Here is a 14,881-nt window from a genome sequence, read left to right as displayed (position 1 = left end):
TGTAGGGCTGGGAAAGGGTAGCGCCATGGCTACCGCTACCCATTCGGCTATGTCGATTCCCGCTCGATAAGTTTGAAGCCGATATCAATAATCGTGTCGCTGGGGGTATGCCCTGCAATATGGTCTGCCAGTAAGGCGGCGGCCCGGCGGCCCATCTCTTGTCTGTCGACAGCTATCGTTGTGAGGGAAGGCCGATTGCTGGCGGCAAAATCCAGGTCGCCGAACCCCATCACCGCCAGGTCATGTGGAACGTGCAGACCACGGCTTTCCGCTTCCATGATGGCACCCTGCGCCAGCGTGTCTGAACTGCACAGGATGATGTCGGGAGACATCGTATCCAATAACTGAGCGACCCCGTGGCGACCCAGCGCCAGCGTGGCGGGCAGTGGGGTATCGACACAGTGCATCGGGGTCAATTGATAGCGGCTCAGCGCGTCATATAAACCGGCTTTGCGCCTTGCTGCGCGCGGGTCCGTCGTCCAGATAAGCCCGGGGCGCTGATACCCTTTGCGGTGAATATACTCCCCGATCGCCAACCCGACTTTTTCATGAGAAAACCCCACCAGCATATCCAGCGGTGTTGGCGTGAGATCCCAGATTTCCACCACCGGAACCGCCGCGTTCAGCAGAATTTTTTTGAGTGAAGGCGAATGATGGATGCCGGTCAGCACAACGCCATCAGGGCGGCGTGACAGCAGCGTAGCCACCAGCTCTTCCTCCGTCTGCGGGGTATAGCCTGCCACACACAGCAGCATGTGATAACCACGCTGCGCCAGCTCATCGCTAATGGCCTGAATCGTATCGACAAACATATTGTTGTTGATTTGCGGCACCACAACGGCGATCAACTTACTGCGCCGGGAGGCCAATCCACCCGCCAGTGCGTTCGGGATATACCCGGTAGCACGCACCGCTTCCTGCACTTTTTCGATGGTGGAGGCACGGACCAGCGCCGGGTTGTTGAGGGCACGGCTGACCGTCATGGACGACAGCCCCGCCGCTTTGGCAACGTCATCTAACGTGGGGGCACGTGTCACAGCAGCATGTCGCGTTGTTTTTTGGGTGCTCACAATCGGCCTGGCTCTTGGGTTATCGGGTAGGTCTGGGCGTGGATTATTGGTGAAGTCGTGTCTTTTTGCCAGTCGGTCGCAGCAGCACCCGCGGGATAATCGCGCTACCCGGTATGGTGCGGATACGTTATGTGGATATCATTGTGCGAATACATTGTATGTTTGCGCTATCATTTTTCATCGTGCAATTTCCCAAAAATATCCGGATCGTGATCATCTGTACAAACTGCATTCAATAGGGTGGTGTGCTGTCGATATCTTCGCTAGTAATGTTAGCGCAAACATTTTACCTGATGAGGACCCTATCATGTCGTTAAGCGTGAACTCCGATGCCGTCTCCTATGCCCAGGTTAGCGGTGTCAAAACTGCGCAAGAAACCGGTGATCGTATTGTGTGGGCTAAGTTGTCGCTGGCGTTTCTGCCGCTGGCAACACCGGTGAGTGATGCCAAAGTACTGACCGGGCGTCAGAAACCGCTGACTGAAGTGGCGATTATTATTGCGGAGATTCGCTCCCGTGACGGCTTTGAAGGCGTCGGCTTTAGCTATTCCAAGCGCGCTGGCGGGCAGGGCATTTACGCTCATGCGAAGGAGATTGCCGATAATCTACTCGGGGAAGACCCGAATGATATCGATAAAATCTACAACAAACTGTTGTGGGCTGGCGCGTCGGTGGGGCGAAGCGGCATGGCGGTGCAGGCGATTTCACCTATCGATATTGCGCTGTGGGACATGAAAGCCAAACGTGCCGGGTTGCCGCTGGCCAAATTACTGGGCGCACATCGGGATTCAGTTCAGTGCTACAACACCTCCGGGGGATTCTTGCATACGCCGCTGGATCAGGTGTTGAAAAATGTGGCGCTCTCACGGGAAAGCGGTATTGGTGGCATCAAGTTGAAAGTCGGGCAGCCCAACACCGCTGAGGATATTCGACGTGTGAGCGCGGTTCGCGAAGCGTTGGGCGAAGATTTCCCATTAATGGTGGATGCTAACCAACAGTGGGATCGGGAAACGGCTATCCGGATGGGGCGTAAGCTGGAGGCTTTCAATCTGGTCTGGATTGAAGAGCCGCTGGATGCCTACGACGTGGAAGGGCACGCACAGCTGGCGACGGCACTCGATACGCCGATTGCTACCGGGGAAATGCTCACCAGCTTCCGGGAACATGAGCAGTTAATCCTGGGCAATGCCAGCGACGTTGTACAGCCAGATGCGCCGCGTGTGGGGGGGATCTCTCCGTTTCTGAAGATTATGGACCTGGCCGCCAGACACGGGCGCAAACTGGCACCGCATTTTGCGATGGAGGTGCATTTGCATCTGGCGGCGGCCTATCCGCTGGAGCCCTGGCTGGAACACTTTGAATGGCTTAACCCGTTGTTTAACGAACAACTTGAGTTGCGCGACGGGCGCATGTGGGTATCGGACCGTTATGGACTGGGATTTACGCTGAGTGAACAGGCCCGTCGATGGACACAACTCAGCCATGAATGCGGTCAATACAACGGGTAGCCTCTGACCCGGCGTGGGAACAGGGTGTTGTCGCTGCAAACCGTCGTTATCAACAACGATGCGTTCATTGCAGCGACAAATACCCCACCCCTATTTTCTCTGCTCAAGGCCACTGAGCTCCCCGCCATTACTGCCAATGCCGGTACGCTGAGCCTGTTTGAATCAGTCTGGCTGTTTTCCATTCACTGTTGCCGTTCACGCAAATGACCAATCTGAGCAAGTATTGTGGAATACACCTATTCCTCATTCGAAGGAATGCGTGTGTTGAGTGACGGTGTTTTTATTTATCAATAATGATTCTATAAAAAATAATTTTAATTAAAAATGATTTAAATTTTGAATAATTTCATAAAGAATAGCTGGTGTGGTGAATCGTTTTTTTGACTGAATAAACCCCTCACGATGTGCTGTTTTTACGGTTTTTTATCCATTTCTTTAAGATCTTTCCAATTGACTCTTTAAAAAAAATTTATCTGATATATTATGCGCGCTCGGAAAAGAAACAGTCATAAAATCTAATGGATTAGGATTAAAAAGTGTCTAGTCATCAGATAAAAGTTTCCTATGGGAATGACTTGTTTGTTATTAAATTGATGGATTTCCTATCAATCAATTTGACATTGATAGTCAGTGCCAGGCTATTTTTAATGGGCGATTTCGATGATGTCATTATGATTAGCCTGCTATTTTCTACCTCTTTTTTACTCATAGGTGAATATACCGGTTTATATCACCACCGGGTTAAAAGCATGCAATTACGCGGGCAGCAGAAGCTGTGGGGCTGCGCATTATTCTCCATTATTTTTGTCGAGACGGTCAGAGAATATGCGGGTACATTGTACTCGTTAGGCTTGTTACATCATCTCGATAACATTTATTTTTCTGCAACCTTATACTGGTACACCTTGTCATTATTGGTACTTTATCTTGTGCGTTTAATGACGGTGAAATACACGGCTAAAAAACGCATCCGGGTGGCGATTATCGGGCTAACGCCGGGCGGATTAGCTGCGGAAAAAGCATTGCGGAAAGAATATGCCAATATGCAGTTAGAATTGGCCTTCTATGACGACCGTAGCCTTGCCCGGTTTGGGTACCTGATAAAAAGTGAGTATAAAGGCGACGTGAGTGCACTGGTGGAAGAGGCGAAAGCAGGCCGGGTGGATGAGATTTATATTGCATTGCCGATGATTGCACTCAAACGCATTCGTTATTTTCTGTCCATGATGTCTGACACTACCGTTGATACTTACATCATTCCTGACCTTTATTCCTACAGCTCTTATGTATCACAGCTTCGCTCTATCAATAACATTCAGACCATCAGTATTTTCAAGTCGCCTTTTGATGGTATCGGCTCTGTGATTAAGCGACTGGAGGATTTGGTTATCGGTGGTGTGATTACGCTGATGATTTCTCCGCTGCTGTTACTGATTGCTATCGGCATTAAGTTGACCTCGCCGGGACCCGTGTTATTCAAGCAGGATCGTTACGGTTTGAGCGGCAACAAAATCAAAGTGTGGAAATTCCGCTCGATGCACGTGATGGAAAATAGCGATGTCGTCAAACAGGCGACGAAAAACGATCCCCGAGTGACGCGGTTTGGTGCTTTCCTGCGCCGTACCTCGCTGGATGAGCTCCCCCAGTTTTTCAATGTATTACAAGGCACTATGTCAATTGTCGGCCCTCGTCCACACGCGGTGGTACACAATGAACAGTACCGGCAGTTGGTCGAGAATTACATGATTCGCCATAAGGTTAAACCGGGTATTTCAGGATTAGCGCAGGTGAATGGTTACCGTGGCGAAGTGGATACACTCGATAAAATGGAAAAGCGGGTGTACTACGATATTACCTATATTCAAAGCTGGTCTCTTTGGCTGGATCTCAAGATTATTTTTAGAACCATTTTCAAAGGTTTTATCGGTGAAAATGCGTACTAATTTGATCATTGCCGCAGGGATGATAGTACCGCATTGCTCCTGGGCTGAGCTGACACCCAAATCGCATATCGGTATAGCCGGTATTGATTTTCAGAGCCAGCTTGGTCTGGATTATGGTCATGAGAATAACGTGACCTCACAGGAGGATGCGAAAGACACCCTGAATGCAGATTTTCAGAGTATCAGGCCCACGATTAAAGCCATCGGTGCCCGTTATGACGATAATTATGTATTGATGTATTCCGGTCATTATCGTCGCTACGACACCGACCCGGCAGATAATTATACCGACCACACCTTTCGTTTTAATGGTGCCTGGCGCTATGGCAATAAACACGGACTTGCGCTGAGCCTTGAAGACTCATTGGGGCATGAAAAACGAGGCCGTGGTATTACAGAAGGTTTTCGACCCCAACAGTTCAGCGATTTTGGGGTGAATTCACCGTTGAGCACGACGGTTTTCAACAGTGAATTACGTTACAGCTATGGTACGCCGGGAGGGCGAGGTAAAGCGGATGTCGCCGTGCTGTTTAAAACACTGCGCTTAGGCAATACCGACGAGATTAAAAACACAGATATCGATTTTTATAACTATATTCGTGGACAGGAATGGCATGAAAATCGTCTGATCGCAGAACTGTCAGATCACTACTCTACGACGACGCTCTTTAGCTACCGAGCTATTAATAGCCAGCGCCGTTATGAGGTCGATGCGAAAAAAGACACCAGCGAATATAACCTGGAATACGGTGTGACATCACGTATCACAGGGAAAACCCGGATCAATGCCAACCTGTCCTGGTTATATAAAACCTTTGATAACAACCCGAGTGCCAGTGATTTTCGCGGTGTGAACTGGGATATTCAGGCTGAATGGACGCCACGTAAACAGTCTGTTTTTACCGTGCATACCGCACAGCGCGTCAAGGACCCGACGGAGGTGGGCGGTTATATCACGGAGTCTGAATACGGTATCTCTTACCAGCATTATTGGCTGACTGACCGTTTCTCCACCACGTTTGATTATTCCTACCTGATAGACCGCTATCAGCATTATCAGGATGATCGTAACGACGGGAACCGGGTGCTCACCTTTGCGATGAACTATCGCTTCAGGCCTTCTATTAACGTTGAGCTCAAATATCAACGCAATACGTTACGCTCCAATAAAAATACTGATTCTTTCTTTATTGGCCCTGACGGTAATCGCCAGGTTATCAGAACGTTGGGCCATGATAACTCTCTGATTATGTTAACAACGAAGGTACAGATCTAACGTGAGAATAATAAAACTGGGTATTTTTCTGTGCCTGAGCATGCTGCTGGCCGGATGTTCGCTGTCCAGCCCACAACAACAGGAGCAACCCGACGACGAAGAGAGTGGTTACCTGTTAGATGAAGGCGATGCAGTCAACATTCTGGTGTACGGCGAGCCTGAAATGACGATGAAGTTCATGCTGGATAAAAGCGGTGCGATAACCTTCCCTTATATTGGGCCACTGGTATTGAAAGGGAAAACGCCGGGGCAGGTCAGTGATGAACTCACCAAACGTCTGCGCGGTGATTATCTGCAAAATCCCATGGTGACGGTCAGCATCGCGGAGTTCCGTAAATTTTATATCACCGGCGAAGTGGTGAAACCGAACGGCTATACCTACGAGCCGGGGTTAAACGTGGAAAAAACGCTGGCGCTGGCCGGAGGATTTACCGATCGCGCAGACCGTAAAGACCTTGCCATTCGCCTGTCGAAGAGCCATCAACTGATTGAGCATGTTGATATCAGGCACGCCGTTCATCCGGGCGATACCGTGATTGTCGGTATGAGTTTTTTCTGACCATGAGTTTATCTATCGTGGAGAATGGCAGAAAACTGGAAAGTACCGTCGATTTTTCCAGGTTTGCCCAGGCGCTGAAAAAGAACGGCTGGAAGATAGTGCTTGCCGGGCTGCTTGCGGCGGTGGTGGCGTACCCGCTGATTAGTATGCTGACGCCCACTTATGTGTCGACGGCGACCGTACTGATCAAAGCACAGCAAGATAACATTTCTCCGCTACCGCAAGTCGATGGCTATGACTCCACCCGCAGCGGCTATTACGAAACCCAGTATGCGTTGATGCAGTCGCGTATTGTGCTGGAACAAGCGGTGCGGGACGTGAAATTGCATCAAAACCCTGCGTTTAACGGTGAGGTGAACCACGACGGGGCGAGTAACGGGGCCGATAGCCATAGCGATGAACAGCAACGAGTTGATCGCGCATTGAAAGAGATGGTGCAACACCTGACGATTAATGGCGTTCGTACCACGCATCTCGCCACTATTTCATATGAATCGGCGTCGCCAGCGCTGGCAGCGGATATTGCGAACGGCGTGGCGCAAGCCTTCGTTAGCTATACGGCGAAACAGAAACACCTCAAGACGCTGAAGGCCAGTGCGTTAAACCAAAAACAGATGGAAGAGGTGTGGCAGCAGGTTGTCGCGCAACAGGCTGCTATCGATCAATTCCTCAAGCGGGAAGGATTACTCACATTCCGTGGTGTGGATGGCTTTGAAACGGAGCAATTAGGGCTCGTCACCACCAAGCTGGCGGATGCCACCCAGCGCCGCATCACCGCGGAAACCAACTATAACAGCGTGCGACTGAACGCGGGCAAACCACTGGAAAATATCATTTCGCTGCCTGACATTTCTACTCATGCCCAGATTCAAGATTTGCGTATCGCGCTGATTCAGGCCAAACGATCTCTCTATGATTTGCGTAAACGCTATGGGGCGAAGCATACCCGGATTCTGGAGGCGGAAGCCCAGGTGCAGGCCATTGAAGAACAGACCCGCACCGTATTGCTTGAGTTGGAATCGGGGCTGAATAAGCAGTATCAGGCGGCGTTAAGGGATGAAAAATACTACCAGCAGTTGCTGGAGCAACAGAAAACGGCATTCCAGACACTGGCGTCTAAACGTGATGAGTACAACAACCTGACAACGACGCTGGAGAAAACCAAAGAGCTTTATAAGGCGCTCTATCAGCGTACAAAAGAGCAGACGCTGGCTGGCAGTTATGCCGAGCCGGATGCTGTGCTGTATGACCCGGCGGTACCGGCCGATCGCCCATCGAAACCCAATAAAATGATGCTGCTGGTGATGGTGGTTATGCTGACCCTGGTTTTCTCGGTGGTGTATTTCATCGTCAGAACCGCGCTGGACAGTTCGATTCACACGATAAGCCAGATGAGCAAGCGCCTGAATGTGACGCCTGTAGGTGAAATTCGTCATTTTACCCAGGGGTTGGCAAGGCCGCAGATTGTCCGTCTGATAACGGGGTCGCCGCTGTATGTGGAGAGCATCCACAGCATACGAACCCACATTATGTTATCGCATCCCTCCTGTCAGGCTATTGCCATCAGCTCAACCGAGCAGGGGGAAGGGCGCTCGCTGCTGGCGCATTTGCTGGCGTTATCCTTCAGCGCTGATCAAAAGACACTGCTTATCGATCTCGATTTCTTTAACGACCATGGGCTAACGCAGGATTTAGCGCCGCCTTCCGCTATAGGCATGGCGGAGTTACTGCAGGATCAATGCGATATCGATGACGCACTGGTGCCTGTCAGTCAGCATCTGGCGTTTTTACCACGCGGTCGAGCACAGACATCGCCTTTGCTGATGTTGTCGTCCGAACGCATGGTAACGCTGATGGAAGCACTGAGACGCCGCTATCAACGGATTGTTATTGACGTGGCCGCCGTGAATCAAACGCAGGATATTCAGTTGATCAATCGGGTGATCGACGGGGTGGTGTTTGTGTTAAGGGCCGGGACATGGCGGACCGCCGAGGTGCACAGCGCGATTGAGAGCGTGAGGCACCATCAGACGGTGATGATGGGGGCGGTCATGAACCGGGTGACGGATAAAAACCTGGAAACCAAAGAGGGGATACGTTCCCTGAACCACCACATGAATGCGTTGATCAACAACACCGGTCCTCTATGAGTCTACGGATATGAATTTACTGAAAAGTGTGTCTACCATTGCGGGTTCCTCGGTGCTGTCACAAGTGATTGGCGCGTTGTCCATCTGGCTGATTTCACACAAATACAATATGGCCGAGGTGGGAGCCTATGCGCTCAATTACAGCATCGTGCTGGTCGGGGCGCAGGTCTGTACCTTTGCATCGCAGTTGTTGATCCCCAAACAGCCAGACGACGCGTTAGCGCAGAGTGTGGTATTCAGCACGCTGCAAAGTCTTATCATTGCCGTGCCTTACGCGGCCTTGATCGCCTGGCTGTTTCAGCAAAATGGATACTTTCTTTATCTGCTCACGCTGGCCTATGCGTTGGTGTTGATCGCCGAGAATTTATCGCTGCGTACGGGGAATTATCGTTTTCTGGCGTTTCAGCGGCTCTCAGTTTCAACGGTTGTGGTACTGTCGGTTGTGCTTACCTCGCACCCTGCTGCGTTTTATTGGGCCTGGGCCTGTGCCATGCTGGTGCTTATCAGCGGCTGTATTGTGCACTCGTTCGCCATCCATACCATTACCTTCAGGCATTTTAGTCCGCGGCGTAATCTGGCGTTCTTGTTTGAGCATGCTCATCACCTCACCCGTGTGGGGAGCGCGGAAGTGCTGGCGATGGTTAACAGTAATTTGCCCGTCATGCTGATTAACTTTTGGTTTTCCTCATTAACGGCGGGGTATTTCTCGGTAGTCAGTCGGTTTTGTTTATCGCCGGTGGTGATCATCGGTAATGCGGTACGCCATTCTATTTTTTCATCATGGTCTGCTGATTTTAGACATAAACGCTTTAACTATGATGAGTTCAGAAAGGTGCGCCTGATGTTATTGGTATCCGGCATCGTTTGTACATTGGGTGTATTTATTTTTTATCCATTGGTGATGACGACGTTCTTCAGTGAGGAGTGGATTGATTCTATTCCCACATCGCGCTATATGCTGCCGTATTTATTCCCGTCGCTGGCGGTATGCCCGTTGACGGTGATTGAGTTGCTATTTGGTTCTCATCGTTATTTTTTGCGCATTCAACTTGAACAGTTAATGATTGTCTTCATCGCTTTTGTACTGGTGCCTTATTGTTATCCGCACTATGCCACTTCGTTGATCATATTTTCAGTGCTGACGTTGATACGTTATGCGTTTATTTACCTGAAGGTGAATAAACGCGCCGGTTTGTTGAAGAAAACGATGATGGCATCATGACCTTAAATACCGGGCTCTATTTACAGGGTTATGTTGTCATCACGTTAGTCGTCTGTGGGCTGACGCAATATTTCACCGGCGTGCTGGCGGTGCTCTGGTTGCCGTTTTTTTTGGTATTGATCATGGTGGGGCTGCTCATTATGCAGACTCGCTACGACAGGCGTAACCTGGATACCCAGGAGTTAATCGTCCTGGCGTTATACCTCTCGTTTCTCGCTATGGCCGGGGTGTCGACCTTATTACAAGGGGGAGTCACGGTCACGATTGTCGGCTTTAAAAACGAGATTGCGTTATCGTTGATGATGTTTTGCCTGCTGCTGGGGTTTTGCCGGGAGTCGCAAATTTATCGTGTGACCTGTGGTTTGTACTGGGTGTTTTACGCGCAATTCCCGGTGGTGTTATATCAGGTGTTATTTGTTCTGCCAAAACGGGTCGCCTTGCGGGGGGAAGATGAAAAATGGGACTCCGTGGTCGGTACGTTTGGCGGCGACCCGATGGGTGGTGGCAACACTGCCGCGATGGGGTTATTCTGCCTGCTGGTTATGCTGCTAAAAATATCAGAATTTAAACACGGCCTGACGTCATTTAAATCCACTGCGCTGCACATTATTTTAGGGTTCAGCCTGTGTATTCTGGGTGAGGTAAAGTTCGTTATTCTGATCTCGCCATTATTACTGGCTTATGTCTGGCTGATGCCCAGTTACATTAAAGGGATGAACAGCGTTAACCTGAAAGCGCTGTTACTGATTGCTATTGGTATGGCATTACTGATTACTATCGCGATTACTATTTTAGCTGCGGGGTATTCCTCCGCGTTTAGGAGTGACCCAACGAAAAGTGCTGCCAGCGTATTTTTGGACTCTCTGGGGTATATCTTTGATACCGATTATATTATGGAATCCGGGGAGCTTGGTCGCCTGACGACGCTCTTTTTCTGGCTGAAAAATCACGATATGTGGGGGCCTTCCGGCACACTGTTTGGTTATGGGCTAAATGCAACCAATAGTGGCAGTGCCGTTTCTCCCGGCTTTTTGAATATCATCTATAACCTGATTATTGACTCAACCTCATTAAGCGTATTGCTGTGGGAAGTAGGGATAATAGGGACGCTATTTTTCATTGGGCTCGTTATTTATATTTTAATCATGGCACGGCCAACGCCGGTGCTGGATCGTAATGACCTTGACCGGCAGGACGTGCAGTTGCTGAGCTTCTCTCCGGCATTTAATGTTTTTGCGGTGGGGTGCCTGCTGAGTCTGCCTTACAGCCAGATTCTTATGATTATTCCGATGCTGCAATTTCTGTTTTATTTGTCACTGGGGTCAATCCTGGTGATACGTCATTCTGTTCGTCGTTATTCCGGGAAATCGTATGCGTGATCAACCTTTTATTTCAGTCAGTATTAAAACATTCAATGAGGCGCAAGGGATTGAGAAAACGATAGACAGTATTCGTCGCCAGCTCGCCGATTACCCCCATAAAATCATTGTGGCCGATAGCTTATCAACCGATAACACCCAGCAACTCGCCATTGCTAAAGATGTCACCGTGGTGTCGCTGACCGGACCGTCTGAACGTTGTTGTGGCGTGGGGCATCAGCTTGGTTATCTGCACAGCGAAGGGGAATTCCTGCTGCTGATGGACGGCGATATGGAACTGGAAGAGGGGTTTATTGAGCAGGGCATCGCATTTTTAACCGCACACCCAGACTACGCCGGTGTAGCCGGAACAGTAGAGATGGATGGTGCCGCCAATTATGAGTTTGCCTCGCGCAAACAGCGCATTCATAAAATATATCCGCTCGGCGATTGTGGCCATTTAGGGGGCGGGGGTCTGTATCGTCGCTCGGCAATTGAGAAAATAGGTTATCTCACTCACCGTAGTTTGCATGGTTATGAGGAAGCAGAATTAGGGATGCGGCTGCGCGTTGCCAACTATAAATTGCATCGCCTTAATGTGCCTTATTTTCGCCACACCTCTTACACCATGCCAACATTAACGATGCTGCGATATCGTTGGACGCACGGTTTCCTCTGGGCTCCGGGCGAGCTTTTACGCAGCGCCTGGAGGACAGCGCATTTCCCCCATGCGGTCAGCATAGTCAAAAACGAGGCGATTTTTGCGATGTACCTGGCAGCGTTAGCGCTGAGCGTATTAACGCTTAATGCGGCGGTCATTGGTGTACTGCTGCTGCCATTACTGGCCTTTGTGGCATTAAAAACGATACAGCACCGCTCGTTACTGCAGGGATTACACAGTGTGATGAATCTGGCGGTATTTTCTGCCGGTTTAGTCAAAGGGTTAACCAGACCGCTACGCGATCCGATGACGCCGCCAGAGAGTACGGTTATTCATGAATAGGCAGGGATAATGAAAGTTTTATTAGTCAATAAATTTTTCTATATAAAGGGCGGGGCGGAAACGGTTTATTTTCAGGAGTATGACAGGCTGAAAGCCGCGGGCGTTGAGGTAATGACATTCTCCATGCAGCATGAAAATAACTTCCCGTCAGATTACGCTTCTTATTTTGTCGATAATGTTGATTACCATCAGCGCAGTGGTGTTGTGGGGGCAATAAAGACCGCCGTTAACTTTATTCATAATTCACAAGCCTGCAAAAAGTTGCGGGCGTTATTACATCAAGAAAAGCCGGATATTGTTCACTTTCATAATATCTACCACCAGCTCACGCCGTCGTTGATCTCGGTGGCCCGGGAAAGCGGCTGTAAAACCGTGCTGACGGCGCATGACTATAAGATGATATGCCCATCGTACACCATGTTGCGCGATGGCAACGTCTGTGATGCCTGCGTCACCGGCTCGGTATTTAACGCGTTTAAATATCGCTGTCAGCAAGGGTCGGCATCAAAGAGTTTGCTGCTTTCGCTGGAAGCTGGCTGGCAGGCCATTGCCCGCCATTATCAGCAACTGGATGCGATTATTTCGCCCAGTGAGTTTTTGCGCGGCCAGTTGCTCCGCAAGCTGCCACATTCCCGTATTGATGTCATCGTCAACGGTATTAATGATGACTTACCGCTGGACGCTGATGAAGACGACGGCTATTTCCTGTTTATTGGACGGCTGAGCCGGGAAAAAGGCGTGGCAACGCTCGCGCGGGCGCATCAGCGGATGAAAAATAACATGCCGCTAAAAATTGTCGGTAACGGCCCGTTGTATGATGAACTGGTCGCGCAATTCCCGGATGCGGAATTCCTTGGCTATAAACAGCAGGGGGAAGAGCTCAATCGTCTGATCAAACGGGCACGTGCGGTGGTGGTGCCTTCTGAATATTACGAAAACTGCTCCATGTCGGTGCTGGAGTCGATGGCATTTGCCAAACCCGTCGTCGGCGGACGCATTGGCGGTATACCCGAGCAGATTCGCGATAAGGTCGACGGCATTTTATTTGAGCCGGGTAATGTTCAGGTGTTAGCCGAAGTATTGGATTATCTGGCGTTAAATCCACAGCAAGCTAAAGAAATGGGGCGTAATGCCCGTCAGCGTCTTAGCGAAAAATATTCATTAAATAAACACACAGCAGCGTTATTAGCGCTTTATCAGGAAATAATAAGTAAAAAATAATATGACGACTAAGATTACCGTCCTGGGTACACGTGGTATTCCAAACGTGTTAGGCGGTGTGGAAACACATTGTCAAAATTTATACCCGACTATAAAACAGCAATTTGATGTGGATATTTGCGTACTCGCACGATCTCCCTATGTTAATTATAAGCAATCACATTATCGAGGTATTAAAACACGTGCTTTATTAGCACCTAAAAAACGCGCACTAGAAGCCATTATTCACTCGGTACTGGCGGCTTTTACCACCTGTTTTGATCAGTCTACGGTGGTGCATGTGCATGCCATTGGCCCTGGCCTGGTGGTACCGCTGCTGCGTTTATTGGGTAAAAAAGTGGTCTTCACACACCACGGGCCAGATTATGACCGCCAGAAATGGGGGAGGCTGGCTAAAAAGGTGTTGTTGCTGGGTGAAAAGGTGGCGGTGAAATATGCCAATGAAGTGATTGTTATCTCTGAGGTCATTAATGAGCTGATCAAGAGAAAATATGGCCGATATGATGCGCACCTTATTTATAACGGCGTGAACCTTTCACAACAACTCACGCCTGAGGTGATTCATCAAACGCTGTCGCGCTTTTCACTTCAGCCGCAGCATTATGTGGTCGCGGTTGGACGCTTCGTGGAAGAAAAAGGCCTGCATGACCTGATTGCGGCTTACCGGCAATCGGGTATTACGATGCCGCTGGTTTTAGTCGGCGATGCGGATCACCCCACGGCCTATAGTGAGCGGCTAAAACAATTGGCTCGTGAAACCCCTAATGTCATATTGACCGGTTTTTTAACCGGCCATGAACTACAAACTGTCTTTTCACAGGCTAAACTCTTCGTGATGCCTTCATATCATGAAGGGTTACCGATTGCATTGCTGGAAGCAATGTCGTTTTCATTGCCTGCGGTGGTCAGTAATATTCCAGCTAATCTGGAGGTGAAATTAACACCAGACACCTATTTCAATGTAGGAGATGTGGCAGATTTATCTGAAAAGATTGCACAACGCTCTAAATCGTTCTCTGTTGATTACTCTGAATATCTACAACGGTATAATTGGCAAAAGATTGCGCAACAAACGATGGCCGTTTATACCGCAGTCAATAAGTAGATGCACCAAAAATAATTCAGCGTGTTAATAAATTAATAGGTTAATAGTGAACGAATCTAATAAACGCCCGTTAGTAATTGAGCGCTTCTATGAAGCGCTTGATGGAAAGACCGACACCGAACTGACTTCGGAGCAACGATTGGCCGTTGAGCAGGCCGTGTTGTCGATTACCGCATCGTCCATGCACTGGATTGATGTGCGCAAAAGTTTCCCTTTTTTGCACAGGCGTTATTACTTCGTTTTTTTGTTCGGTCTGGACCACCGCAAGCGTCTACGTAAAGAATCAACGCTGCTTTGTATGCTGTTGACGGCACTGATTCTGTTTACCGGCTTGTTCTGTACGTTCGCTGCATTATTGACGCTATACATGATTAAGTCTGCCTTGGGTATTGATATTTTCCCACATTTCCACTTAGGAATTTGGGATTGGTGGCTAAGCCTAAAGGAACACTGACCTCCGGTTTCCA

Annotated in this window: 13 protein-coding genes; 12 read left to right on the top strand and 1 reads right to left on the bottom strand. The window is 49.3% G+C overall.

Annotated elements, in window-relative coordinates; genetic code table 11:
* Positions 1-47: 47 nt before the first annotated feature.
* Entirely contained in the window at positions 48-1,070 is a 1,023-nt protein-coding gene (locus tag FGI04_RS16155) for a LacI family DNA-binding transcriptional regulator (protein WP_407336986.1), read from the bottom strand.
* A gap of 307 nt (positions 1,071-1,377) precedes the next feature.
* Between FGI04_RS16155 and FGI04_RS16150 the strand changes: the two genes are divergently transcribed.
* The 12 genes from FGI04_RS16150 to FGI04_RS16095 all read left to right on the top strand — a co-directional run bounded on the left by FGI04_RS16150 (position 1,378) and on the right by FGI04_RS16095 (position 14,868).
* Positions 1,378-2,577, top strand: a complete 1,200-nt coding sequence (locus tag FGI04_RS16150) for an L-talarate/galactarate dehydratase (RefSeq protein ID WP_407336985.1) — start codon at positions 1,378-1,380, stop codon at positions 2,575-2,577.
* 27 nt (positions 2,578-2,604) lie between these two features.
* Positions 2,605-2,784, top strand: a complete 180-nt coding sequence (locus tag FGI04_RS16145; RefSeq protein WP_342698838.1) for a hypothetical protein — start codon at positions 2,605-2,607, stop codon at positions 2,782-2,784.
* Positions 2,785-3,113: 329 nt separating this feature from the next.
* Positions 3,114-4,520, top strand: a complete 1,407-nt coding sequence (locus FGI04_RS16140; protein ID WP_342698837.1) for an undecaprenyl-phosphate glucose phosphotransferase — start codon at positions 3,114-3,116, stop codon at positions 4,518-4,520.
* On the top strand, positions 4,510-5,796 hold the full coding sequence (locus FGI04_RS16135; RefSeq protein WP_342698836.1) for a porin family protein: 1,287 nt from the start codon (positions 4,510-4,512) through the stop codon (positions 5,794-5,796). The genes FGI04_RS16140 and FGI04_RS16135 overlap by 11 nt, the downstream gene beginning before the upstream one ends.
* A 1-nt stretch (position 5,797) precedes the next feature.
* Complete coding sequence (locus FGI04_RS16130; protein ID WP_407336984.1) at positions 5,798-6,355, top strand: polysaccharide biosynthesis/export family protein; 558 nt, start codon at positions 5,798-5,800, stop codon at positions 6,353-6,355.
* 2 nt (positions 6,356-6,357) lie between these two features.
* Positions 6,358-8,505 (top strand): GumC family protein, encoded by a 2,148-nt coding sequence (locus FGI04_RS16125; protein WP_407336983.1) that lies wholly within the window; start codon positions 6,358-6,360, stop codon positions 8,503-8,505.
* 10 nt (positions 8,506-8,515) lie between these two features.
* Positions 8,516-9,727, top strand: coding sequence for a lipopolysaccharide biosynthesis protein (locus FGI04_RS16120; RefSeq protein ID WP_407336982.1), 1,212 nt, complete (start codon positions 8,516-8,518; stop codon positions 9,725-9,727).
* Positions 9,724-11,106, top strand: a complete 1,383-nt coding sequence (locus FGI04_RS16115; protein WP_407336981.1) for a capsular biosynthesis protein — start codon at positions 9,724-9,726, stop codon at positions 11,104-11,106. The genes FGI04_RS16120 and FGI04_RS16115 overlap by 4 nt, the downstream gene beginning before the upstream one ends.
* On the top strand, positions 11,099-12,088 hold the full coding sequence (locus FGI04_RS16110) for a glycosyltransferase family 2 protein (protein ID WP_407336980.1): 990 nt from the start codon (positions 11,099-11,101) through the stop codon (positions 12,086-12,088). Before FGI04_RS16115 ends, FGI04_RS16110 begins: the two co-directional genes overlap by 8 nt.
* A gap of 9 nt (positions 12,089-12,097) precedes the next feature.
* Positions 12,098-13,309, top strand: a complete 1,212-nt coding sequence (locus FGI04_RS16105) for a glycosyltransferase family 4 protein (RefSeq protein WP_407336979.1) — start codon at positions 12,098-12,100, stop codon at positions 13,307-13,309.
* A gap of 1 nt (position 13,310) precedes the next feature.
* Entirely contained in the window at positions 13,311-14,414 is a 1,104-nt protein-coding gene (locus FGI04_RS16100; protein WP_342698830.1) for a glycosyltransferase family 4 protein, read from the top strand.
* A 46-nt stretch (positions 14,415-14,460) separates the two neighbouring features.
* On the top strand, positions 14,461-14,868 hold the full coding sequence (locus FGI04_RS16095; protein WP_342698829.1) for a hypothetical protein: 408 nt from the start codon (positions 14,461-14,463) through the stop codon (positions 14,866-14,868).
* Positions 14,869-14,881 lie beyond the last annotated feature (13 nt).

This window comes from Dickeya ananatis (assembly GCF_019464615.1).
GTDB lineage: Bacteria > Pseudomonadota > Gammaproteobacteria > Enterobacterales > Enterobacteriaceae > Dickeya > Dickeya oryzae.
The sequence above is the reverse complement of the archived record's forward strand: the minus strand, read 5'-3'. Positions and strand labels throughout refer to the sequence as shown.